This window comes from Blastococcus sp. TF02A-26, assembly GCF_003319125.1.
Classification (GTDB): domain Bacteria; phylum Actinomycetota; class Actinomycetes; order Mycobacteriales; family Geodermatophilaceae; genus Trujillonella.
The window spans coordinates 1-23,281 of the sequence record NZ_QOHG01000006.1; the positions used below are offsets into that span (position 1 = coordinate 1).

The 23,281-nt window shown below is 69.1% G+C and carries 18 protein-coding genes; 7 read left to right on the forward strand and 11 right to left on the reverse strand.

What is annotated here, in order from left to right:
- Positions 1–102 precede the first annotated feature (102 nt).
- The 4 genes from DQ240_RS08125 to DQ240_RS08150 form a co-directional block, all read right to left on the reverse strand.
- Positions 103–765, reverse strand: coding sequence for a hypothetical protein (locus DQ240_RS08125; protein ID WP_147261959.1), 663 nt, complete (start codon positions 763–765; stop codon positions 103–105).
- 1,793 nt (positions 766–2,558) lie between these two features.
- Positions 2,559–2,780 carry a hypothetical protein gene (locus DQ240_RS23575; protein WP_199589169.1) on the reverse strand — a complete coding sequence of 74 codons (222 nt, stop codon included), beginning with the start codon at positions 2,778–2,780 and terminating at the stop codon, positions 2,559–2,561.
- A gap of 296 nt (positions 2,781–3,076) precedes the next feature.
- Positions 3,077–5,824 (reverse strand): site-specific DNA-methyltransferase, encoded by a 2,748-nt coding sequence (locus DQ240_RS08145; protein WP_113839142.1) that lies wholly within the window; start codon positions 5,822–5,824, stop codon positions 3,077–3,079.
- Positions 5,824–8,841 carry a BPTD_3080 family restriction endonuclease gene (locus DQ240_RS08150; protein ID WP_113839143.1) on the reverse strand — a complete coding sequence of 1,006 codons (3,018 nt, stop codon included), beginning with the start codon at positions 8,839–8,841 and terminating at the stop codon, positions 5,824–5,826. Before DQ240_RS08150 ends, DQ240_RS08145 begins: the two co-directional genes overlap by 1 nt.
- A gap of 436 nt (positions 8,842–9,277) precedes the next feature.
- On the opposite strand from DQ240_RS08150, the gene DQ240_RS08155 reads away from it, so the two are divergent.
- A complete protein-coding gene (locus DQ240_RS08155) occupies positions 9,278–9,481 on the forward strand; it encodes a hypothetical protein (RefSeq protein WP_113839144.1) in 204 nt (67 codons plus the stop codon).
- Between the two features lie 13 nt (positions 9,482–9,494).
- On the opposite strand, the gene DQ240_RS08160 is transcribed toward DQ240_RS08155, so the two are convergent.
- Positions 9,495–10,487, reverse strand: a complete 993-nt coding sequence (locus DQ240_RS08160; RefSeq protein WP_113839145.1) for a DMT family transporter — start codon at positions 10,485–10,487, stop codon at positions 9,495–9,497.
- 80 nt (positions 10,488–10,567) lie between these two features.
- Here DQ240_RS08160 and DQ240_RS08165 point away from each other — a divergent pair, with 80 nt between their 5' ends.
- On the forward strand, positions 10,568–11,101 hold the full coding sequence (locus DQ240_RS08165) for a CGNR zinc finger domain-containing protein (RefSeq protein ID WP_113839146.1): 534 nt from the start codon (positions 10,568–10,570) through the stop codon (positions 11,099–11,101).
- Positions 11,102–11,110: 9 nt separating this feature from the next.
- Here DQ240_RS08165 and DQ240_RS24400 read toward each other — a convergent pair whose 3' ends face one another.
- Positions 11,111–11,842: an alpha/beta hydrolase gene (locus tag DQ240_RS24400; RefSeq protein ID WP_113839147.1), complete on the reverse strand. Its 732-nt coding sequence runs from the start codon at positions 11,840–11,842 to the stop codon at positions 11,111–11,113.
- Positions 11,843–12,108: 266 nt separating this feature from the next.
- Between DQ240_RS24400 and DQ240_RS08175 the strand changes: the two genes are divergently transcribed.
- Positions 12,109–12,729 carry a DUF4333 domain-containing protein gene (locus tag DQ240_RS08175; RefSeq protein WP_113839148.1) on the forward strand — a complete coding sequence of 207 codons (621 nt, stop codon included), beginning with the start codon at positions 12,109–12,111 and terminating at the stop codon, positions 12,727–12,729.
- 9 nt (positions 12,730–12,738) lie between these two features.
- On the opposite strand, the gene DQ240_RS08180 is transcribed toward DQ240_RS08175, so the two are convergent.
- Positions 12,739–13,779, reverse strand: coding sequence for an LLM class flavin-dependent oxidoreductase (locus DQ240_RS08180; protein ID WP_113839149.1), 1,041 nt, complete (start codon positions 13,777–13,779; stop codon positions 12,739–12,741).
- 174 nt (positions 13,780–13,953) lie between these two features.
- Here DQ240_RS08180 and DQ240_RS08185 point away from each other — a divergent pair, with 174 nt between their 5' ends.
- The gene (locus tag DQ240_RS08185; protein ID WP_233498591.1) at positions 13,954–15,993 is read left to right on the forward strand and encodes a bifunctional diguanylate cyclase/phosphodiesterase; all 2,040 of its coding nucleotides are present in this window, start codon (positions 13,954–13,956) and stop codon (positions 15,991–15,993) included.
- Between the two features lie 116 nt (positions 15,994–16,109).
- Here the strand turns inward: DQ240_RS08185 and DQ240_RS08190 are convergent, their stop codons facing one another.
- Together DQ240_RS08190 and DQ240_RS08195 are read right to left on the reverse strand one after the other, a co-directional pair.
- Positions 16,110–16,760 carry a hypothetical protein gene (locus DQ240_RS08190; RefSeq protein WP_147261960.1) on the reverse strand — a complete coding sequence of 217 codons (651 nt, stop codon included), beginning with the start codon at positions 16,758–16,760 and terminating at the stop codon, positions 16,110–16,112.
- The gene (locus DQ240_RS08195; RefSeq protein ID WP_113839151.1) at positions 16,757–17,230 is read right to left on the reverse strand and encodes a hypothetical protein; all 474 of its coding nucleotides are present in this window, start codon (positions 17,228–17,230) and stop codon (positions 16,757–16,759) included. Before DQ240_RS08195 ends, DQ240_RS08190 begins: the two co-directional genes overlap by 4 nt.
- A gap of 294 nt (positions 17,231–17,524) precedes the next feature.
- Between DQ240_RS08195 and DQ240_RS08200 the strand changes: the two genes are divergently transcribed.
- Positions 17,525–18,310, forward strand: a complete 786-nt coding sequence (locus DQ240_RS08200) for a transglutaminase family protein (protein ID WP_199589171.1) — start codon at positions 17,525–17,527, stop codon at positions 18,308–18,310.
- 1 nt (position 18,311) lies between these two features.
- Here DQ240_RS08200 and DQ240_RS08205 read toward each other — a convergent pair whose 3' ends face one another.
- Complete coding sequence (locus DQ240_RS08205) at positions 18,312–19,745, reverse strand: NAD(P)/FAD-dependent oxidoreductase (protein ID WP_233498592.1); 1,434 nt, start codon at positions 19,743–19,745, stop codon at positions 18,312–18,314.
- Between the two features lie 36 nt (positions 19,746–19,781).
- On the opposite strand from DQ240_RS08205, the gene DQ240_RS08210 reads away from it, so the two are divergent.
- The gene (locus tag DQ240_RS08210; RefSeq protein ID WP_113839153.1) at positions 19,782–20,282 is read left to right on the forward strand and encodes a flavin reductase family protein; all 501 of its coding nucleotides are present in this window, start codon (positions 19,782–19,784) and stop codon (positions 20,280–20,282) included.
- 83 nt (positions 20,283–20,365) lie between these two features.
- Positions 20,366–22,978, forward strand: a complete 2,613-nt coding sequence (locus DQ240_RS08215; protein ID WP_113839154.1) for a bifunctional FO biosynthesis protein CofGH — start codon at positions 20,366–20,368, stop codon at positions 22,976–22,978.
- 14 nt (positions 22,979–22,992) lie between these two features.
- Here the strand turns inward: DQ240_RS08215 and DQ240_RS08220 are convergent, their stop codons facing one another.
- On the reverse strand, positions 22,993–23,277 hold the full coding sequence (locus DQ240_RS08220; protein ID WP_113839155.1) for a hypothetical protein: 285 nt from the start codon (positions 23,275–23,277) through the stop codon (positions 22,993–22,995).
- Between the last annotated feature and the right edge of the window lie 4 nt (positions 23,278–23,281).

Below are 23,281 nucleotides of genomic sequence, written 5' to 3' on the forward strand. Positions count from 1 at the left end.
TGAGTCCTCTTCGGTGAGTTCCTTGGCGGGTACTCACAGAGCCTCACGCGGTGGCCCCTCGACGTCGGTGACCGACACGATCACCGAGGCCAGGGGCCCGATCTACACCACTCCAGGGGACTCACCCATCGGCACCAACTCGACGTTGACGTCCAGCGGCCGGCCGAGCCCAGGTGCAATCGGGTCGATCGCTCTCCCGTCACGCTCCTCCTGTACCAGGGGAGCGATGATGTGAACGGCCAGGTCGTCCAGGCTGTCACCTGAGTAGACGGTTACCTGCCCTGTAGCTGTCACCGTCCGCGTGACTCGGACATCGTCGACCGCCTCCGTGGGCGTGACTTCTCGAACAGCGAAGCGCACGTCTCGCACTATCGGCTCTGGACTGCCGTAACGCAGCTCTCGCGCTGCCTTCGACTCGACTCTCTCAATCAGCCGCTCAACCCAATAGGTCGCGTCCGCCTGGAGGTCTGTCTCCCTGATGACGGGTGCCCCCTCAGGTAGGGCTCTCTCGACTGCGACCCGGTGCATCTCGTAGAGCGACCCGTCGGCGAGTGTGATGGGAGCACGCCCTGCAGAACGAAGTGTGTGTCCTCCGACTCCGGACCGCTCTCCGATGACCATCGCCCTCGTCCGTGCCGCCGATACCCAGCGGTCGCTGTACTGCGGGAGGTGAGTGCCAGCAGGAAGGACGACGACGACCTCTCCAGAGTCAATCCCGGTCCGGGCCTCTCGCTCCGTCGGCGCATCCTGCGTCAGGTAGAACACTCGCTCCTGGCTCTCGGACGGCCGTTGCGACTCGATGTCAGACCACGACACTGCTCGGAACGTCGTTGGGGCATGCCGGACGAGGTGGCCGTTCACACGTTCAGCAAGCGGCAACCGATGCAGCGCGTCGGCGAGGCGAGTTGCTAGACGAAGGTCGGCGGAGGCCCGTAGGTAGGCACGGTGAGCCTCGGCCGCTGTGAGGGCATGAGCCTCCTGCAGCCGGGATGACCGTCGTACTGCCAGTTCCGCTCGTTCCAGTTGATTCAGGCTGACGGTGTCGTCTCCGGCGTCGAGACGAGCGTTCAGTGCGGCCAGCGCGACCCGTGCGTCCGCCTCCTCTGCGGCGGCCGTTGCGTGACGAGCCTCCGCATGCCGCCAAGCGTCGACGGCTGCGGCCGCGGCAGGGGGGGATGGCAGGCGGGGAGTTGACGGTCATGTTGTTCCTTCTCGTTGAAGCCTCAGGATTCCGACTCCGCGGTTTACGCGTCGACGTCCGGACGACGCCTGGATGCTCGGTCATGTGGTTCCTTCCTCACAGTCCCGATGTATTTCGGGCATGCTGAATAGACCCGCTCTCGGCGGGCACTTTGTAGGGGTGCGCCTTGGGCGATGTGATCGACGCCTTATCGCCTTCAAGGCCGGGTGGTTAGGGCTAGGCCCCCGAGTCCGTCGGGGGCTCAGGCTGAAGCCCCTAGCAGGTCTGGCGCTTAGGCCTGTGGCCGCGCTCCGCGCGGCCCAGCGCGTTCATGCTTAAGTCGCTTAGCGCTTCTGGCCTTCCTTTGGTTGCTCCTTTCTCTGTTTCGCCGCTGCTCTAACTAGATAGAGAAGGGCAACCCTCAAACCCCGGGATTCCGGGGAAGTTGTAAACGCCTCGCGTGTATCGAGTACACGCCGTAGAGGTGGTGGTACTGGTCAAGGCGTCCGGATTCCATGCCGCCCGCAGTGCATCGTCCCGCGGCCCTCCTTCTGGAATTGCCACCGGCCCACAACAAGGCATCCCGCACCCGACTCCGAGAGGATGAGCCCGAGCTTCTTTGCTCGGTCTATGGCATTGGTGACACTTTGGACGGTTCGCGCCTGCCCATCTCGGTCGCAAAGGATCCGCCCCAAAGCGCCTTCGCCGAACTCCGCATGACCCAACCGATTCGCCCAGCCGAGCGCTGCAAAGTAGACGCGGTACGCCAACGGATGTCGCTCGTCTTGTGCCATGCGCCGGTATTCGAGCTGAGATACTGCCGCCCACGGGATGTTATGACCGAAATCGATACGAGCCATCCAACTTCCCACTCATCAAGACTCACGAGACGCCCTGGACCTTGGCAATCGTCGACGAGGTGCAGGCGATTACACACGCCACGCCTTATGCAACCTCTGTCGTGCCGATACGACGACCTTCGACATAACGACGGAGCTCCGCCAGGTCGTACAGGGGGATGCGCCCGATGCGATGGAACGACGGCCCTCTCCCAGCACTGGCCCAGTTGGCCAGTGTCCCGGTAGCCAGCCCGAGAAACCGCGCCGCGTCGTCCCGGCGCAGGTAGTGCCGTGGCAGGTGGTCGGCCGGCGCCTCAGGCTCCCCGCCCGGGATCAGGTAACCAGTGCCGCGCCGCGTGCTTGTAGGTGCCATGGTGCAGTGCTGCCTCTCCGTGTTGCTCACCTCGGCCGACACGAAGTGTGACCGGCCCCTCACGCAAGACGTTACACACCCGACTGGCCTAGGCGAAGCATCTGACCGGAACTCGTGAGGCAGGTCTCAGGCGGCAGCAAGGGAGTCGTCCAGGAAGCGCCCACGCTCAGTCGGCGCGGCGCTTGGCCGTCAGCCCCACCCGCGGCCGCCGGACGATGTCGTCGTCGTCGGGGAGGCGAGGCACCAGGCGGAAGCCCGCAGCGCTGTGCGGGTCGTAGGCGACAACGACGTCCTCCTCGGCCAGTCGACGCATGAAGTTTCGGTGCCTGCTGGCGTCGATCTCCCGCACCGGCTCCCCGGCTCGGGCACGGGCCTCGAGACGGAGCATCTGTAGAGCGTGCGCCCCACGATGCTCGGGTCGAATCGCCCATGGGATGAGGTCATGATCCCGTACGGTGCGCCGCGTCAGGCCTCGTCTGCGGCGGAAGTTTCCCCAGAGCGACGGCCTAGTCTCAATGTCGTACTTGCGCTTGTATTCCTCGCACATCCAGTCATAAGTGCGTCCTTCTTCGAACCAGCGGACAACTTCCTGCTCGTCGACAATCTTCCGCGCTGGCATTACTCACCCCCTAGCGTCGTGTTGATGGGGACTTCGGTGAACCGAGGAGTCGCCGATACGAGGACCTAGTGAGACCCGCTGCTCTTGTCGACGTCATAAACTTTCATGACTTCATCGCCGTAGTAGTTGATGACCTTGATGGCAATCTTGCCTGTAGAAGGTCTAGCGAAAGGTCGACTAACCGTCGAGTGCAACGTCTTCCAAGCGCTCTTATCGATCTCGCTCTGCAGCGCATCCGACAAGCGCTTGAAGGGTTCCTCGTCACCCGCGAAGTAGGCATGACGCACGAAGAAGCTCTCGTTGTTGTACTCCGTATCGATGAACCAGCAGTCGATGTGCGAGGTTGAGCGGCTACGCACCGATCCCGTGGTGGGATCGAAGACGTCGACCCCGCGGATTTCGACCTTCAAATCGCCCTCAGGCGTATTTGCGATGTCGACGTCAGGCTCTCCGAACACCATGAACATGTTGCCCACTCCGGTGTTCTTGAGAAGCGTGTCGCCCATCTGCAGGTCCGGGTTCATGTGGACCAACAACACTGGGAGTTTGCCCATCTTCAATTCCTGCCGACGGACCGTGAAGGCGCTCTCGTCGGTTCTCACGTCGGGCGCGAACTCGGAAGCGACCTCGCCGGCACGCCCATCAAAGGCGAAGCCCAGGACGAGGAGTAGGTCGAATCCTGCACCGCGCAGCGCTTCCTTCGCGGCTTCCTTGATCTGCTCTGGGCCGACCGTGCCGTTGTGGGGGCCCAAGCTCACCGCGACGCGACGGGTGTAGCCATCGCTGGTCTCGTACTCGCCGGCCGCCTGAAGCCACGCACCCGGATGAGCTTCCAGCGTCTCGAACGTCAGACGCTCGTCCTTCACGGTGTTCTGAACGCCGGCCTTCCTCAGGTGGTCGAGAATCGTCTGCTCGTACGAGCTCCCTGACGACCACTCGCCGGACGCCTCTGTAACTGGTCGCTCCTCGGCAGGGTCCACAACGCGGTGTGGAGCCAAGCTCTCAACCGTGAACGGACCAGCCACGCGCACCCGCTTGCGATCCTCGTAGGGCTGATCGTGGAGGACCTCGAAGTCGGCGTGCCGACTGATCGCCTCATCGACTTCCTCCCGGGTCATTCCTGGCTTGATGTCCGGGTTCTGAGCGATCGACCTGAGCGTGATGTGAGGGATGCGCTTGCAGACGAAGCCCTGCCGGATGTTGTCAGTTGGCGGGTCAACGTCGTCTGGCAAGCCGGCGCTGAGTTCGGCCTGGAGCTTCCTACCGGCCTCTGAATCCGCGAGTATGTAGTAGGGGAAGCGCGCCGACATCATCCGCGCACGCGTGATCGTCACTGCGACGCGTGATGTATCGACCGTAATCCACCGTCGCCCCCATTGCTCCGCAACAAAGGCCGTCGTACCGCTACCGCATGTGGGATCTAGGACAACGTCCCCAGGGTCCGTCGTCATGAGAAGGCACCGCTCGACAACCTTCGTGCTGGTTTGAACCACGTATCGCTTCGAGGGACCGAACCCAGCGATCGTTGTGTCGTCCCACATGTTGGAAAGAGGGAAGACCGGAAAGTCATCCGCGAACCGGATGTATCCGAGGGTATTTCCAGAGTGACCGATACGGTCAGCGATCAGCAGGTTCTGCATCCCCGACTCGTTCGTCTTCCACCTGCTCTGCATAGAGGGCCGGAAAGTGCGATCTGCATACTCCACGGGGAACCAGGACGCAGCCCCCTCCCCCTTCTCCCGCCCCGCCGACTGGCTGGTGATGTTGTCAAGGCGAAAGATTCGAGCGCCCTCGGGAATCCCCTGCACCCGCTCGGTTCGAGTAACCCGGCGACGAGTGCCGTCAGGCAGCTCAATCTGCGAGTAGGGGCCGCTCAAGTCCTGCGGTCGGTTCTTGTACAGCTTGTTAAATTTGACCCTATTCCTGTCCTTCGCATACCAGACAAGGAAGTCGGTCGTGCCCGCCAACAGGTCACCAGTGGCGCTTGTCGTCTTCTTAAATGTGATGAGCGAGACGAAATTCTCCCGTCCGAAGACCTCGTCCATCAGGCTGCGAACAAGGTGAACGTTCTCGTCCCCGATCTGCACGAATACACTGCCAGTTTCGTTCAGCAGCTGGTGAGTCACCATCAGTCGGTCGCGAAGATAACCTAGGTAGGTGTGGACGCCGTCGCGCCATGTATCCCGAAAGGCCCGGATTTGCTCCGGCTGCCTAGTCAGATCGGACTCGCGACCATCCTGAACCTCGCGGTTGTTCGTTGACTGTTGCCAATTGCTCCCAAACTTGATCCCATAGGGCGGGTCGATGAATACCGTTTGCACTTTGCCGCCTAGGCCCTCCTTCTCTGCCAGGCTCGTCATGGCAAGGAGGCTGTCGCCCAAGATCAGCCGGTTTGACCAATTGGCATTATGGTGGTAGAAGTCCACCAACTCATCGAAGTCCAGGCCGTCGAAGTCGTCGAAGAGGCTTGGGGATTCATCAGTGTCCACACTTCGGCGGCTGTATCGACGCAGGTCGTCGATCAGCGCTTGTGGCTTGACCTTCTCTTGAATGTAGATCGGCACAGAGGGGACCTGCAGGTCCGACTCGTCCTGTTCGTCCTTGCCGCGCCAAACCAGCTGAGGATCTGCTGCAGGGTCACGCGGATAGAGCAGCCGCCGCGCGAAGGACGCACTGCGTGGTTCGCGCTCGTCGTCCGCGACGAAGTCAGACAACTCACCGGTCGGGATGTTCGTGCGCTTGTCCGAATGCCGGAAGGCGTCGACTTCCGCGACGTCCGTTGTGTCCTCGTAGGTTGCGTCTTCAGCGGACATCAGGCCGCCCCCTCACTAACGTCTTCAAGAAGGTCCTGCACCTTGGCATGCAGGGCACTTAGGGCGGAAGTTGGATCAGTGATCTGAAGGAAATCCCAGCGTCCTTCTTCGCCATAGTTGTTGATAGCCGGGAGCCACAGGTTCTTGGCGGCAGTCACTTTGGCAGCCTTGTCGGCCCGCCTCTCTCCGGTCACTTCCACGATCAGTGTGGTCCGCTTCCCACCCTCGGGCGAACTCAGCGCTGCGATGAAGTCAGGCTCATAAGTGCGTTGCTGACCTTCAAAGGCATAGGGGATGTGAAAGCCAAGGCGGTCGTTCTTGACGTACTTCTCAATTCCGTGCGTTGCTTCAAGCGCCCGCGCGACGGTCTGCTCCCAACCGGAGTCGAGCGTGACGTAGTTTATGTGACACCGATCAGGATCCGTCTCATAGACGCGTCTTGTCGTGTCGAAAGAAACGGCGTCAGTCGTGCCAATAGGGTCGTAGGGCCGCAGGATAGGCAGCAGGCGAGGGGATTCACCTTTCGAACCGGTAGCACCCCGCACGACTGCTTGGTAGATCCGCTGCACTGCCTCGGCCTTGCGCTGATCGAGGAGGACAAGTCCGGGGAACGCCCAATCAGCCAATTGGAGTTGGGTCTCGACCCATTCGCGAGCAATCCTTAAGAGCTGCGGAAATAGCCACGGTCGCTCTCCTCCCGCCTCATCACGGAAGAGGACCAGCGCGCTCCGAGCAAGTTCGTACGCAATGCTCTGCGGGCGAATCCCTTCAAGGTCCTCAAGCCGGTGGAACTCGCGCTCGCCCACAACTCCCCGGACTTCTGTCTCTGTCGGCAGGTCCGCCACCGTCAGGCGCAGTTGTGAGTCCTCTGCGAAAGCGGCGACGAGACGCTGGTCGGGGATGTCGTACCGATACCCGGTCACCCGAGGGAACGTCATGGCCAGGTGACTCCGCTCGCTGAGCGCGCGCACACGAACCACGGGCCGCGTAGGTGTCTCACGGGTCGTGCCCGACGACGCAATGAAGGAGAAGGGCACGCCGTAGACCTCGGCGTACTCAGGAGCGAAGTGACCGGACTCCTCATCGACGGCATAAGAGCGACGCCTCAAGGCGCGGCCCACGACCTGCTCGCACAACAGTTGAGTCCCGAACGCTCGTACGCCCAGGACGTGGGTCACCGTGTTCGCGTCCCATCCCTCAGTAAGCATGCTGACGGAGACGACGCAGCGCACCTGCTCCCCCAATCTTCCCGGGGACCCAACCGTATTGAGGACTTCTCGCAGGATGTCTTCGTCCGTCAGGGCATCCGCATTCCGGCCAGGAAAGCGCTCCCGGTATTCGGCTCGGAACTCAGCAATTTCCTTTGCCGCTACCTGCTTGAACTCCGACGACATGCCCTCGCCGGATTCGAGCTGCTGGCTATCCACGAGAATGGAACGGGGGCGGCTCAGCCAATTGCCTCGCTCGTCATCGTTCCGTAGAAGGTCTAGCGCGCCAGTATGCACGGTCTTTGTCTCACCGTCGGGTAAGAGCTTCTCCCAGCCGGCGACGTAGTCGTAAACCAACTTCGAGACGGCAGTGTTGTTGCAGACGACGATGAATACCGGAGGCGTCGACCCATGCGCGCGATCGGAATCCTCCCACCGTCTGAAGGAGCGCTCATAATCGCTGTACAGGCTGTGTAGCGCCGCCTTAAGGGCGTCCGGCAGTTCCGGCTCCGACTGACCCGCAAGTGCCTTGCGGCTCTTCTTGGGTAATCCCTCCCGGATGCGCGGCCAGAGATCCCGATAGGTGGGCATGTCAGCCGGCGCCGCATTGTCCGCGACCGGAAGGCGAGGAATCTTAACGATCCCCGCCTCGATCGCATCGATGAGAGAGAAATCGGATACGGTCCACGGGAAGAGGGTTCCCTCGCCGAAGCCCGAGCCCTTGAGGAAGAAGGGCGTAGCCGATAGGTCATAGACCTGCCGGATGCCGAACCGTTCGTTGACGGCCTTCAAGCCATTGATCCAGAGACGAGCGTCCCGCCGCCGAGCTTCGGCCTCCTTGCGCTCTTCGGCGGTCAGCTTCTCGCCATCGGTGCTTTCGGGCCCCTGCCAACAGTGGTGCGCTTCGTCGTTCAGGACGACGATGTTTCGCTTTCCTCTGCTTCGCGACACAAGTTCCCTGCAGACACGGCGCGCCATTTGTTCGGGTGTTTCAATGAACGGATCGGGCCCACCGTCAGTCAGGATTGACTTGGCGAGTCGTCCCGTAGGTACGGCGCCCGCGGCCTCCCTCTGCTTGAAGGCATGAAAGATGGTGATTGAGACTCTCGCCCTGGACATCGCAGATTCCAGATCTAGGGGAACGAGGTCGTTCGATCGGTAGTAGTTGTTGGGGTCCGTCGGGAGAAGGACCCGCAAACGGTCGCGAATAGTGATGCCTGGGGCGACCACAAGGAACGCGTCAGAGAATCGACGATCCTGGGGGTTGGCAGCTTTATTGCAGGTGTGCCAAGCGATCAGCATGGCCATGACCATGGTCTTACCGCTGCCAGTCGCCATCTTGTGCGCGAGTCGAGGCAGTGCATCATTGAATTGTTCGTTGGATTCTCGGAGCGCGTTAGCGACCCACGCGTCCCCCTTACCGGCAACCTCTGTGATCCAGATGGCTGTTTCCAGCGCCTCGACTTGGCAGAAGAAGAGAGGCCGCGCTCGGTCAGCGCTCAGCCAATGCGAAAGAAGTCTTCGACTCGTGGGGGTGATGCCCGGCCGGTTCATCCGGCGCCAGACGTCGAGCTTGGCCCGAATCAGATTGACTTGGTCGTTCGCTCGGCGGCGGTCGAGTGTCCAGTCCAAGCCGAGGGACAGCTGACCTGAGGATCGTCGCGCCTGCGGGACGGGGACGAAGTACTCCGAGGCCCGCCGTCCTTCGACTACCTCGTTGGTGATCCCTTCATCGTCGAACCGCCAGTGACGCGCTGGAACCGTGAAGGGTGAGTTCAAGATCGGGTTGTCGATGTCCCGCCCAGCCACAGGCCCGCCGTCCTCTCATCGTCCTTAGATCAGACACCGGAACCGTATGTCCCCGGTTGTGAGTCGCCGGTGTCAGGCTCACCGCACAGGGCCAGCGCGTCTGCCTGTGAGGACGCCTGAGGGCACACGGGCACCATCCTTCTCAGCGGACCTCCCGCTTGGCCCTCAAGTCACATCGGCGTGCGTGGAGGTCGGACTCCCGGCCGGGAGTTGCTTCGCCCGTTACCGAAGCCGTTACCGGTGAAGGCGTGAAGACCCGGTCTCTGCCGTGATGCCTGGGGATCCCACTCGTAGACAAATGCGCTGTTCAGAGGTCCAGCGGTTGACTTGGGGGCACTCCCGTGATGCGCGGCGCTTCTAAGCACTTGGTCGCAGGTTCGATCCCTGCCGGGCGCGCTCCACCCCGTCCGTCGGTTCCCGCGGCTACGGTCCTGGCGTGCGGTACTGGGTGTACGAGGACCGTCGCGGCGACCGGGCGACCATCCACCTCGCCCACTGCGCGCACTGCGACCACGGTCGGGGCAGGCAGGGGACGAGGCCGGAGAACGGCCGCTGGCACGGGCCCTTCACCTCGCGCGACGGCGCGCACGTCGCGGCGACCGCCACGCACCGCGCCGTCCGGCGCTGCGCCCACTGCTGAGGGCGAGCGCCGCTCAGCTCCGCGCCGGCTCGGATGCCGCGGATTCGCTCGCGACGGCCGTCCCGGGGAGGACGGCGACCGGGGCATCCGGTCCGGGCGAGCGCATCTCGTCGACCTGGACCAGCCCGATGCCGCACAGGACCAGCAGTCCCCCGATCAGCTGCCACGGCGTGAGCCCCTGGCCGAGCAGCAGCCACGCGAACAGGACCGCGAACAGCACCTCGGTGAGCCCGACGAACGAGGCGATCTTCGCCCCGAGCAGACGGGCACCGATGACGCCGGTGACGTAGGCGACGACGGCCGCGAGCAGCGAGAGCCCGAGCACCGGGACCAGCCAGCTGACCTCCTGGTCCAGCAGGACGACGGAGATGCGGGGCGCGGCGAGCGGCAGCACCCCGAGCGCCCCGGCGCCGGCCAGCACCACGCCGCCGACGGCGAGTCCGCCCCAGGCCACGACCAGCGGCGGCAGCGCGTCGTCCTTCCCCGCGGAGAGCACGAAGTAGGTGGCGAGCCCGACGGCCGCGCCGAGGCCCCACAGCACCCCGACCGGATCGAGATCGGCCCCGCTGAACAGGTCCAGGACCAGCGCCAGGCCGGCCACGGCGACGGCGGCGCCCGCCACGGTCAGCGCCCGGGGCCGCTGCCCGTGGCGCAGCCACAGCCAGCCGACCACCAGCAGCGCGCCGGAGTACTCGAGCAGCAGGGCGACGGCGACCGACAGGTGCTGGACGGCGTTGAAGTAGCACAGCTGCGCCCCGGCGACGGCCGCGACGCCGTAGACGGTCACGGTGCCGGCGTCCCGCCGCAGCCGGCCGAGCTGACCCCGGAGCAGGACCAGCGCCACGGGCGTCAGCACGAGGGCGGCGAGGACGACGCGGACCGTCACGGCCGCCCCCGGCGTCCACCCGGCCTCCAGCAGGCTGCCGGCGAACGCCCCGGAGGTGCCGAAGGTGGCCGCCGACAGCAGGGCCAGCCCCAGTCCCACCCCGCCTGTCCGCTGCTGCATCGCTCCGCCTCCGTCAGGGGTGAACTGCCTTATGATCCTTACGCAACCTCACCGTAGGGGTGCCGGCGTAAGGAGTCAAAGTGGTATTCGCACATGACACCGAACTCGCGCTGGTGGCTGCCGCGTCGCTGGTGAACACCGACCAGGCCGAGGGCGACGAGCTGGCGACGACGGCCGCGCTCGACGCCTTCGTCGAGCGGTGGGGATGGACCGGACGGCGGGCCGGTGACGTGGACGAGCTGGAGCAGGTGCGCGCGCTGCGGCCACGGCTGCGGGAGCTGTGGCAGCTCGACGAGGACGCCCAGGTCGAGCGGGTCAACGCGATGCTGCGTGACGCCCGGGCCCTGCCCCAGCTGGTCGAGCACGACGGCTACGGCTACCACCTGCACGCGACCCCCTCGGACGCCCCGCTCGCCGACCGGATGCTGGTCGAGGCCGCGATGGCGTTCGTGGACGTCGTCCGCCAGCAGGAGCGCGAGCGGCTGCGCGTCTGCGAGGCCGACGAGTGCGCCGACGTGTACGTCGACCTGTCGCGCAACCGGTCCCGGCGCTACTGCAGCACCTCGTGCGGCAACCGGATGAACGTCGCCGCCTTCCGCGCCCGTCAGGGCTGACGTCCGCCGTCACCGCAGGTGCCGGCCCAAGAACCGCTTGACGGAGTCGCCCTCGAACGCCGGCACGCCGGTGTGCCCGCCCGTGTTGGCGTGCAGCGTCTTCTGCTCGGAGCCCAGGGCGTCGAAGAGGTCGAGGGCCATCTGCCGGTCGTTCCACTCGTCGTCCCACTGCAGCAGGACCAGCAGCGGGACGGTGACCAGCCGGGCCTCCGCGACCGTGGCGCGGGGCACGAAGCTCCCCGCGTACAGGACCGCGGCCGCGATGCGCGGCTCGACCAGCGCCATCCGGACGCCGATCGCGATCACCCCGCCCGACCAGCCGACCGGGCCGCCGAGCCCGGGGAGGGCGAGGAGGGCGTCGAGCGCGCTCCGCCACTCCGGGACCGAGCGTTCGACGAGCGGGACGACGAGGCGGTCGACGACGTCGTCCCCGACCCGGTCTCCCGCCGCCAGCGCCCGCTGGAGTTCCGCGCGGGCCCGGTCGACGTCCGGGAGCGGGGCCCGGCCCCCGGCTCCGGGCAGCTCGATGGTGGCCGCGGCGTAGCCCGCCGCCAGGCAGTCCCGGGCCCGGGCCTGGAGACGGGGGTACATCCGGTCCAGCCCGCCGGGATGGCCGAGCAGGACCAGTGGCGCTGCCGCGGATGAGGGCTCCGCGGTCCAGAGGAGGCCGGGGATGCCGTCGAGGGTGAAGGCGCGCTCGAGGACGTCGTCGTCGAGGGGTCGTTCGGAGGTGAAGTGCACGGTCGTACCTCTCGGGAGTGCGAACGGCGCTCCCGGACGACCTACCGCCCGACCGTGACCCCGGAGGGGAGCACCCACGTCGACATCTGCACGGGTCCCACCTCCTCGTCCTCTCGCACGGCCGGCGGGAAGCTAGCGCGAGTCGCCGCTGCCCGCCGAGCGGTTTTCCTGCACCGCCCCGCGACCAGCACCGCAAGCGCGGTGCAAGTCGGCCCGAAGCGGCCCGCGGCACGGTCCTCCTGTCCGCCCCGACAGGAGGAAGAACGATGACCCAGATCCAGCAGCCCCCGCAGTACGCCCCGCCGCAGCAGTACGCGCCCTTCCCCGTCGGCGGCTTCGGCTACCCGCCGCCCGCTCCGCCGCGCCGGCGCACCGGCCTGGTGGTCGGCTCGGTGGCCGGCGCCGTCGTCGTCGCCGGTGGACTGGGGGTCGGCGCCTTCCTCCTGTTCGGCGGCTCGACGCTCGACGACGCCGACGCGGAGGGCCAGATCAGCGCCCGGGTCCAGGAGCAGACCGGTGTCGCGCCCGACGCCGTCGACTGCCCGTCGGGTGTGGACCTCGCCGAGGGGACGACGAGCACCTGCTCGGTCACGCTCCAGGGTCAGGCCTTCGACTACACGGTCACCCAGCTCGACGACGAGGGGAACGTCGAGTTCAGCAGCGACGCCGTCTACGTGCCGGTCGCCGACGTCGAGACGCTTCTCGCCGAGGCGTTCGCCGAGGAGAGCCTCGAGGTCGAGGCCAGCTGCGACGCCGGGGACCGCACCGTCCTCATCGCCGCCGACGGCCTGTCGATCCCGTGCACCGTGGTGAATGCCGAGGACTCGACCGACAGCGCCGACGTCACCGCGCTCCTCGACGCCGCCGGGACGGTCACCTTCGAGTGACCGGCCCGGTCAGCGCCCGCCGGGGGGCGCCCAGCCGATGGCCGGCGCGACGTGGCGGGCGATCGTCTCCAGCAGGGAGGCGTTGTGGTCGACGCCGAGCATGTTCGGGACGGTGAGGAGCAGGGTGTCGGCGTCGCGGACGGCGGCGTCCTTGGCGAGGGCCTCGGCGAGGACGTCGGGCTCGCCGGTGTAGCTCTTGCCGAACCGGGACCGCACCCCCTCCAGGAGACCGACCTGGTCCTCACCGGGGTCGTCGCCGAAGTACAGCCGGTCGGTGTCGGTGACGATCGGGAGCACGCTGCGGCTGACCGAGACCCGCGGCTCGCGGTCCCAGCCGGCGTCGGCCCACGCCTGGCGGAAGCGGGCGATCTGCTCGGCCTGCAGCTGGTCGAACGGGACGCCGGTGTCCTCCGACAGCAGCGTCGAGCTCATCAGGTTCATGCCCTGCTGGGCGGTCCACACCGCGGTGTCGAAGGTGCCCGACCCCCACCAGATCCGGTCGGCCAGACCCGGGGACTGCGGCTGGATCGGCAGCCGCGCCCGCTGGCCACCGGTCATCCGCGGATCGGCCTCGACCACCGACGCGCCACCGATCGCGGCGCGGAAGAGCTCGGTCTTGTCGCGGGCGAGGTCGGCGTCGGTCGTCCCCTCCGGCGGCACGTAGCCGAACGCGTGGGAGCCACGCAACGCGGTCTCCGGTGACCCCCGGCTGACGCCGAGCTGCAGCCGTCCGGCGCTGAGCAGGTCAGCCGCGGCGGCCTCCTCGGCCATGTAGAGCGGGTTCTCGTAGCGCATGTCGATGACGCCGGTGCCGAGCTCGATGCGCGAGGTGCGCATCGCCATCGCCGTCAGCAGGGGGAACGGCGAGGCCAGCTGGCGGGCGAAGTGGTGCACCCGCACGTAGGCGCCGTCCAGCCCCAGCTCCTCCGCGGCGACGGCGAGCTCGACGCTCTGCATCAGCGCGTCGCGCGCCGTCCGCACCTGCGAGCCGGGGACGGGCTGCCAGTGCCCGAAGGAGAGGAACCCGATCCGCTTCGGCAGTGCGCTCATGGCCGGTGCAGCGGTGGAACGGGCACCGGGATTCCGCAGCGCTCGGAACCCCTCCGTCACACCACTCACTCGGGGCCCCCCTCCCCCGATTTCTCACGCAGTGTGATCGATTGACCACGACATACCGGGCACGGGTTCCGTCACTCCACGCCTCCGGTGCAGCACCCTGAGCGCGTGACCCTGCACGCCCACGACGTCCCCAGGCCCCGGTCGGGCGCCGGGCACGACCCGGCCGCCTCCCGGCTGCGTGCGATCGACACGCTGCTGGCCGACCGCGGTCAACTCTTCCGCGCGCTGTTCCTCACCGCACCGGTGCCCAAGGCGCTGGTCGACCTGGACGGACACTTCCTCGTCGTGAACGAGGCGCTGTGCGCGATGACCGGGCGCACCGTCGACGACCTCGTCGGCCGGCACGTCGATCTCCTCGCCCACCCCGACGAGGCGCCGGTCCCCGACCTGCCCGCGCCCCTGGACCCGTGGCTGCAGGTCGACGGCGAGCGGCGGCTGCGCCGGGCCGACGGCACCGAGCTGTTCGTGCTGCAGACCCACGAGGTCGTGCACCGCAGCGACGGGCAGCCGCACTTCGTCGTCCTCTCGCTCGTCGACGTCACCGACCGCCGCCGCGCCGAGGAGGACCTCGTCCGGCGTGCCTTCACCGACCCGCTGACCGGGCTGCCCAACCGGCGCGCCCTCGGCGACCGGCTGAACCACGCGCTCGCCCTCTCCAAGCGCCGCGGTCTGCAGGTCGGCCTGGTGCACCTGGACCTCGACCGGTTCCAGGCCGTGAACGACGCGCTCGGCCACGAGGCCGCCGACCAGGTGCTCATGCAGGTCGCCGACCGGCTGCGCTGGAGCACCCGGGTCGAGGACACCGCCGTCCGGTTGGGCGGCGACGAGTTCCTCATCCTGGCCGAGGACGTCGAGGACCTCGACGGCCTGCGCGCCCTGGCCGACCGCCTCCTGTCGGTCCTGGACGACCCGGTCGTCGTGGGCGAGCGGGAGATCGTCCTGTCGGCGAGCGTGGGGCTCACCCTCGGCTCCGACGTCGCCCCCGACGACCTGCTCCGCCAGGCGCACGGCGCCCTCATGCGGGCCAAGTCCGACGGCAGCCGGGCGCGCATCGAGGTCTACGACGGCGTGCTGTCCGACGACGAGATCGACCAGCTGCAGCTCGAGGCCGACCTGCGGCACGCGCTGGAGGGCGACGAGCTGCGGCTCTTCTACCAGCCCATCGTGTCGCTCACCGACGAGACGCTGCTGGGCTACGAGGCGCTCATCCGCTGGCAGCACCCCACCCGGGGTCTGCTCATGCCCGGCGCCTTCCTCGCCTGCGCCGAGGACAACCGGCTGACGGCGAAGCTCGGTGCCTGGGTGCTCCGCCAGGCCTGCCACGACGCGGCCGGCTGGCCCGCCGGGCTGCGGGTGCACGTCAACGTCTCCGCCCGGCACCTGGCCGAGCCCGGGTTCACCGAGCTGGTGATCGCGGCGCTCGACGAGTCGGGCCTGCCGCCGGAGCGGCTGGAGCTGGAGATCACCGAGTCGACGGCGCTGTTCGCCGCCGACGCCACCCTGCAGGCCGTCAGCGAGGTCACCGACCACGGCGTGACCCTCGCGCTGGACGACTTCGGCACCGGCTACTCGGCCATCACCGCGCTGCATCGGCTGCCGATCCACACCGTGAAGATCGACCGCTCGTTCGTCGCCGACGTGGTGACCGAGCCCTCCACCGCCGCGCTGGTGCAGGGGCTGGTGCAGCTCGGCCTCGGCATGGGGCTGCAGGTCATCGCGGAGGGCATCGAGGACCTCGACCAGGCCCACTGGCTGCGCGAGCACGGTTGCGCCATGGCGCAGGGCTACGCCTTCGGGCGGCCGGCGCCGCTGCCCGGGCCGAGCACGGTCAGCGAGGACGCCGCGGTCGAGCAGCTCGTCCCGGTCGAGGTGCGCAGCGACGCCCCGCTGACCGCGGAGGAGGTCATCGTCGCGGCCGACACGGCGCCGGCGACGCTGGAGGAGCCTGTCGCCGACGTGCTGGCCTTCCCGACGGCTGCCGCTCCGGCCGTCCAGCCGCCGACGGCGCAGTTCGACGCGCTCGCCGACTGGGACGGGGAGGACGACGACGCCGTGGTCCCCGCGCCGCGCGACGGGCTGCCCGACGTCCCGCACCTCTACGCCGTCCTCGACGACACCGGCGAGACCCCGCCCGTCCGGGACTAGGTCCCAGCACGCTCCGTCAGTGCCCCGCCCCGCGGGGCACTGACGGAGCGCCGGAGAACCCCTCTGCGCTCGCTCGTGCTCTGCCCCGCCCTGGGGGCAGAGCAAGAGCAAGAGAATCACTCCTTGATGAATGTCCCGCAGCGGTTGTTCTCGAAGTCCTGGCCCACGCTCAGCGTGACCGTCGGGAACCCACCGGTGACGATGTCGTTCTCGATGATGTCGTCACCGTTGGAGCCCGTCCGGTAAATGCCCCAATAGCAGTCCCCGGTAACGGCCTGGGCGGTGCGGTAGGTACCTGGCTCGATGTCGCGTCCGACGGTCCACGTGCCCTGACCGATGGAGGTCGCCGCGATGCGCTGCTCCACGACAGCGACGGCCTGCTCCCGTGCGGACACCTCGGCGTCGCGCTGCGCCAACTCGTCGGCGTATTGGGAAGCCGACGCTGCGGCGGCACTAGCTGAGGCCTCAGCGCTCTCGACCGCCGACCGGGCCTCGTCCTCGGTGGCTCGTTGGGCCTCCGACGCCTGCGACTGCTCCGCTGCCATTCGGCCCTCGAGGTCGCGGTACTCGTCAGACGTCGTGGGGTCGAGCGCAGCGACGGCGATCACGGCCCCTACCGCCATGCCCAATAGCGCACCGCCCCCGCCGAGCGCCCATGGGAGCCAGCCGCCCAGGCGAGTGGCTTTCGTCGGTCCGGCAAGCACGCTCTGATGTGGGGCCGGGAGCAGCGCATCATTACCGGTATCCACCTTGTCGGGCCCGGTCATGACTGCTCCATGGTCTGCGGCGCCGTGCGGGCGGTGTGCGGATCTCCGGCCGCGCCGGCGGGTGCGGAGTACCCGCTGGCGGTCGTGAACCCCGACGTACCGGCGACGAGCGCAAGACCGACGACAGCCAAGGCGGCGAAGGCAGGAATCCGGTCGTCCCGAGGCACGATCGGCGTGACAGTTGCGGCGACCTCCGGACGGGTCAGTGCCTCGTTCTGCTGCTCGGCGATGATCGTGAGCAAGTCCTTGGCGACCCAGCCGTTGACGACGGCTTGCTGCGGCGCGCCCGCGGTACGGGCATCGTTGAGCTCGTAGTCGGCCAGCGCGGCGTCGATCTCATTGCCCCGGTCGCGAACCTGCTCCTGCGTCTGCGGCTCTGGGCTCCGGACCTCGTCCGGAGCCATGAGGAACCAGACGGCGAGGGCAGCCACCGCCAAGATGGCGGCCCCCGCACGGCGGACGATGATCATTGCTCTGAGCTCCCGGTCTCAGGGGAGTATCGCGTACCGATACTTCTTCGTTCCGGTCTTCGGTCGCTGTCCGCAGAAGTGAAGCTGACCGCCGCAGCCCATCGACAACACCGGTGCAACCCCTCCGGTCCGCGATTGGGTCCTCGCTCGCTCGTGCTCTGCCCCGCCCTGCGGGCAGAGCACGAGCGTGCGCGGAGCACCTCAGGTCCGCTCCGCGTGACCGGCGCATGACGTCTGGGGAACGGTCGCGTTCCCGACCGGCGACCGGGCCCGGCGCGGGTGAGGATGCCGCGCATGCCCACCGACGTCGCCGCCACCATGACCGTCTCCTCGACCGGCCCCGCGACGGCGTTGCTGCAGGTCGCGGTCGCGTCGCCGCTGACGGAGACGCTCACCGTGCTGTGCGACGGCGAGCCGCTGGAGCCCGAGGAGTTCGCCGTCGGCGAGGCCCGGGTGCACCGCGTCGAGCTCCGCGCGGGGACGACGACCGTGGCCTACACGGCCGCCGTCGACCCGGCCGGTCCGCCGCGGGCGGTCACCCCGGCGGCGTGGGCCGAGGCGCTGCGGCCCAGCCGCTACTGCCCGTCGGACCAGCTGGAGGGGTACGCCGCCGCCGAGTTCGACCGGACGCTGCCGCGCGCGGAGCTGGTCGGTGCCGTCGCGACCTGGGTGCACGACCGGCTGAGCTACGTGTCGGGCGCGAGCCGGCCGGTCGACACCGCCGTCGACACGCTGCTGCTCGGCCAGGGCGTCTGCCGGGACTACGCACACCTCACCGCCACGCTGCTGCGCGCCCTCGAGGTGCCCGCCCGGCTGGTCGCGGTCTACGCGCCCGGACTGGACCCGATGGACTTCCACGCGGTCGTCGAGGCCGACGTCGACGGCACCTGGTGCGTCGTCGACGCCACGCGGCTGGCGCCGACCGGCGCGCTGGTGCGCATCTGCTCCGGCCGCGACGCCGCGGACACCGCGTTCCTCACCCTGCTCGACGGCGTGGCGCGGTTCGAGTCGATGACCGTCACCGCGACCGTGGACGGCGACCTGCCCGCGCCCGCGGACGCGCCGTTCCCGCTGCCGTGAGTCAGCCGCGCCAGGTCTCCAGCAGCCGCAGCCACACCTCGCTGATCGTCGGGTAGGCCGGCACGGCGTGCCACAGTCGGGCGATCGGCACCTCGCCGGCGACCGCGATGACCGCGGAGTGAAGCAGCTCGGCGACGTCGTACCCGACGAAGGTCGCCCCCAGCAGCACCTCGCGCTCGGTGTCGACGACCGCGATCGCCGTCCCCTCGTAGCCGTCGCGGTGCACCGAGGCGCCGGCGACCGAGCCGATCGGGTACTCCACGACCCGGTGCGGGCGGCCGGACTCGGCGGCCTTGGTGCTGGTCATGCCGACGCTGGCCACCTGCGGGTCGGTGAAGACGACCGAGGGCACAGCGTGGGTGTCGGCGGTGGCGACGAAGGGCGACCAGTCCGCGGTGTCCACGTCCTGCCCCGTGGCCCGGGCGACGATGGCGGCGCCGGCCTGGCGGGCCTGGTACTTGCCCATGTGGGTCAGGAGCGCGCGGCCGTTCACGTCACCCACGCCGTAGAGCCACGGGACGCCGCGGACCTGCAGGGTGTCGTCGACGTCGAGGAAGCCCTCGCCCTCGAGGCCCACGGTCTCCAGGCCGATGTCGTGGGTGCGGGCGCGACGGCCGGCGGCGACGAGCACCTGGTCGCCGCGGATCTCCTCGGCCGGCCCGTCGCCCGCGGCCACCGTGACCACGACCTCGCCGCCCTCGCGCCGGGCGGACTGCACGGCGGTCCGCAGCCGGACGTCGACCCCGGCCGCGCGCAGCGCCGCGGTGACGGCGTCCCCGGCCGCGGGCTCGGCACCGCCCAGCACCCGCTCCCCACGCTCGATCACCGTGACGGTCGAACCGAGCGCGCTCCAGGCCGTGGCCATCTCGCAGCCGACGTAGCCGCCGCCGATCACGACGAGCCGGCCGGGCACCTCCTTGGCGCTGGTGGCGTCCCGCGGGGTCCACGGCTCGACGTCGCGCAGCCCGTCGACCGGCGGGACCGACGCCTCGGAGCCGGTGCACAACGCGACCGCGTGGGTGGCGGTCAGCCGGGTCTCGGCGCCCTCGGCGTCGGTGACGACGACGGTGCGCTCGCCGTCCAGGCGCGCACTGCCGCGCACCAGGTCGATGCCGGCGCCGCGCACCCACTCGACCTGCGAGTCGTCGGACCAGTTCGAGGTGAACGAGTCGCGGCGGGCGAGGGTCGCCGCGGCGTCCTGCTCGCCGGTGACCGCGGCCGAAGCACCGGACACGGCACGCGCGGCGGAGATCGCCTCCGTGCCGCGCAGCAGCGCCTTGCTCGGCATGCAGGCCCAGTAGGAGCACTCACCGCCGACGAGCTCGGCCTCCACGAGCACCGCGGACAGCCCGCCGCGGACGACGATGTCGGCCACGTTCTCACCGGTCGAGCCGGCCCCCACCACGACGACGTCGTACGTCCGCTCCTCGGTCACACGGCCCATCCTCGCCGGTGTGGTCGACTGACCGCCATGCCGCCGGTCGACCCCGCCGAGTACGCCGCCGCGCTGCGCTCCTACGCCGCCGGCGTCGCGCTGATGACGGTGCGCGACGACATCGACGACGTGGGCACCACCGTCTCCTCGGTGATGAGCGTGTCCGCGACCCCGCCGCTGGTCGCGGTCGGGCTGACCGCCGCGGGGTACCCGCGCGAGGTGCTGGAGGACGTCGGCCGGTGCGGGATCACCGTCCTGGCCGCCGGGCAGGCGATCCTGGCCAGCCGGTTCTCCTCGGCCGGCCGACCCAGCGCCCGCCACCTGCTCGAGTCGGTGCCGTGGTCGCGGGCGGCGGAGAGCGAGGCGATCGTGCTCGACGGCGGTCTGGTCGCGCTGGACTGCCTGCTCGAGCGCGTGGTGGAGGCCGGGGACCACGTGCTGGCGCTGCTGGAGGTGGTCGGCGTGCCGGTCCCGCCGTCCTCGGGCGACCCGCTGGTGCGCTTCCGCGGCCGTTACGTGCCCGTTCCGCCGTCCTGACGGGGCATTTCGCGCGCGGAAGTCCCCCGCGATCCGGTCGGGGCAACGGACCGGACACCTCCCGGGGTTAGCGTGCAGGGGCCATGAGTTCGCAGCCCGCGCCCGACGGTGCCCCCAGCCACGCCCTCCGCCGCGCCCTCGCCCGTGCGGAACGAGGCGTCGCGCTCGACGCGGCCGAGGCCGAGGCGCTGCTCTCGGCGCGCGGCCTGGCCGAGGGGGAACCGCTGGACCGGCTGCTCACCGCGGCCTCCCGCGTCCGCGACGCCGGCCTGGCGTCGGCCGGCCGACCGGGCGTGGTCACCTACAGCCGCAAGGTGTTCATCCCGCTCACGCACCTGTGCCGCGACCGCTGCCACTACTGCACGTTCGTGACCACGCCGGGCCGGCTCCGCACGGAGGGCAGGGCGCCGTTCCTCTCCCCCGACGAGGTGCTCGACATCGCCCGCGCGGGGGCGGCGATGGGGTGCAAGGAGGCGCTGTTCACCCTCGGCGACCGTCCCGAGGCGCGCTGGCCGGTGGCTGCCGAGTGGCTGGAGGCGCACGGGTTCGACTCGACGCTGGGCTACCTGCGGGCGATGGCGATCCGGGTGCTGGAGGAGACCGGGCTGCTCCCCCACCTCAACCCCGGCGTGCTGTCGTGGGAGGAGATCCAGCGGCTCAAGCCCGTCGCCGCGTCGATGGGGATGATGCTGGAGACCACCGCGACCCGGCTGTGGTCGCAGCCCGGTGGCCCGCACTTCGGCTCCCCGGACAAGGAGCCCGCGGTCCGGCTGCGGGTGCTCGAGGACGCCGGCCGCTCCGCCGTCCCGTTCACCACCGGCGTGCTGCTGGGCATCGGCGAGACGCCGGCCGAGCGCATCGACGCCGTCCTGCAGATCCGCGGCACGCACCAGCGGCACGGGCACGTGCAGGAGACGATCGTCCAGAACTTCCGCGCCAAGCCGCGGACCGCGATGGCCGCCGCCGACGACCTGGAACTGCAGGAGTACGTCGCCGCCGTCGCCGTCACCCGGTTGCTGCTCGGGCCGAAGGCGCGGGTCCAGGCGCCGCCGAACCTGTCGGACTCCACCGAGCTCGGGCTGCTGCTGCGCGCCGGCGTCGACGACTGGGGCGGGGTCTCGCCACTCACGCCGGACCACGTGAACCCCGAGCGGCCCTGGCCGAACATCGACAAGCTCGCCGAGCTGACCGCAGACGCCGGGCTGACGCTGCGCGAGCGGCTGGCCGCCCAGCCCCCGTACGTGCTGCAGCCCGAGCCGTGGCTGGACCCGCGGGTGCGCCCGCACGTGTCCGCGCTGGCCGGGCCGGACGGGCTCGCCGTCGAGGGCCGCATCCCGGCCGGGTTGCCGTGGCAGGAGCCGGACGAGGCGTGGACGTCGTCCGGCCGGGTCGACCTGCACGTGGAGGTCGACACCGTCGGTCGGACCGACGACCGGCGCAGCGACTTCGACGCGGTCTACGGCGACTGGTCGGAGCTACGCGACCGCACGACCAGCGCCCGCGACGGGCACTCCACCGCGATCGCCGCCGGCGACCCCGAGGTGCGCGCCGCCCTGGCGCACGCCGAGCGCGACCCCGCCGGGCTGTCGGACACCGAGTACCTGGCGCTGCTCGGCGCCGACGGCCCGGACCTGGAAGCGCTCGCCGCGCTCGCCGACGCCGTGCGCACGGACGTCAACGGCGACGACGTCACCTACGTCGTGAACCGGAACATCAACTTCACCAACGTCTGCTACACCGGCTGCCGGTTCTGCGCCTTCGCCCAGCGGCGCACCGACGCCGACGCGTACACGCTGTCGCTGACCGAGGTCGGCGACCGGGTGGACCGCGCGTGGGCCGCGGGCGCGACCGAGATCTGCATGCAGGGCGGCATCCACCCCGACCCGCCGGGCACCGCCTACTTCGACCTGGCGCGCGAGGTGAAGAAGCGCCAGCCCGACATCCACCTGCACGCGTTCTCGCCGATGGAGATCGTGAACGGCTCGGCGCGGACGGGTCTGTCGTTCGAGGAGTTCCTCACGGCGGCTCGCGAGGCCGGGCTCGATTCCGTCCCGGGGACGGCGGCGGAGATCCTCGACGACGACGTCCGCTGGGTGCTGACCAAGGGCAAGCTCCCGGCCGCGACGTGGGTGGAGATCATCTCGACCGCGCACCGCGTCGGGATCCCGACGACGTCGACCATGATGTACGGCCACGTCGACACCCCCGCGCACTGGGTGGCGCACCTGCGCACGCTGGCCGCCATCCAGGACGAGACCGGCGGCTTCACCGAGTTCGTGCTGCTGCCGTTCGTGCACCACAACGCGCCGATCTACCTCGCCGGTGTCGCGCGGCCGGGGCCGACGGTGCGGGAGAACCGGGCGATCCACGCGGTGGCACGACTGCTGCTGCACGGCCGCATCCCGAACATCCAGACCTCGTGGGTCAAGCTCGCCGAGGCCGGCACGAAGGCCGTGCTCCAGGGCGGCGTCAACGACCTGGGCGGCACGCTGATGGAGGAGACGATCAGCCGGATGGCCGGCAGCGAGAACGGCTCGCTGAAGACCATCGCCGAGCTCGAGGCGATCGCCGCCTCGATCGGCCGGCCCGCCCGTCAGCGGACGACCGAGTACGGCACCCCATCAGCGGAGCGGCTGGCCACGGCGCGCTCCGACGAGGGCCGCCGCAACCTCAGCCTGTCCATCACCCCGGTCTGAGGCGCCGTAGCGGGTCAGCAGTCGCCGGGCCACTCACAGCTGTCGTAGCCGTAGTAGTCCGAGTACTGCTCGAGCTCGCTGATGCTGATGCCGCTGCCGCTCTCGAAGAGCCGCGCGACGTCGTCGTCCGACCCGGTGTCGGACGAGCCGACGGACAGCCCGATCGTCAGTGCGACCACGGCGAGCAGGACGGCGACGACGACCGTCCACACCTGCGCCGGGTCGAACCGCGACGAGTGCGGCACCGGCGCCCAGCCGGACTGCGGGGCGTAGGAGTACTGGGGCGCGGTGGTGGTCATGGCT

Excerpts from the sequence above, each read along its gene's own strand:
- DQ240_RS23575 (WP_199589169.1), bottom strand. The coding sequence starts at position 2,780 with ATGCTCCGTCTCGAGGCCCGTGCCCGAGCCGGGGAGCCGGTGCGGGAG.
- DQ240_RS08145 (WP_113839142.1), bottom strand. The coding sequence starts at position 5,824 with ATGTCCGCTGAAGACGCAACCTACGAGGACACAACGGACGTCGCGGAA.
- DQ240_RS08160 (WP_113839145.1), bottom strand. The coding sequence starts at position 10,487 with ATGCAGCAGCGGACAGGCGGGGTGGGACTGGGGCTGGCCCTGCTGTCG.
- DQ240_RS08175 (WP_113839148.1), top strand. The coding sequence starts at position 12,109 with ATGACCCAGATCCAGCAGCCCCCGCAGTACGCCCCGCCGCAGCAGTAC.
- DQ240_RS08180 (WP_113839149.1), bottom strand. The coding sequence starts at position 13,779 with ATGAGCGCACTGCCGAAGCGGATCGGGTTCCTCTCCTTCGGGCACTGG.
- DQ240_RS08190 (WP_147261960.1), bottom strand. The coding sequence starts at position 16,760 with ATGACCGGGCCCGACAAGGTGGATACCGGTAATGATGCGCTGCTCCCG.
- DQ240_RS08195 (WP_113839151.1), bottom strand. The coding sequence starts at position 17,230 with ATGATCATCGTCCGCCGTGCGGGGGCCGCCATCTTGGCGGTGGCTGCC.
- DQ240_RS08200 (WP_199589171.1), top strand. The coding sequence starts at position 17,525 with ATGCCCACCGACGTCGCCGCCACCATGACCGTCTCCTCGACCGGCCCC.
- DQ240_RS08210 (WP_113839153.1), top strand. The coding sequence starts at position 19,782 with ATGCCGCCGGTCGACCCCGCCGAGTACGCCGCCGCGCTGCGCTCCTAC.
- DQ240_RS08215 (WP_113839154.1), top strand. The coding sequence starts at position 20,366 with ATGAGTTCGCAGCCCGCGCCCGACGGTGCCCCCAGCCACGCCCTCCGC.
- DQ240_RS08220 (WP_113839155.1), bottom strand. The coding sequence starts at position 23,277 with ATGACCACCACCGCGCCCCAGTACTCCTACGCCCCGCAGTCCGGCTGG.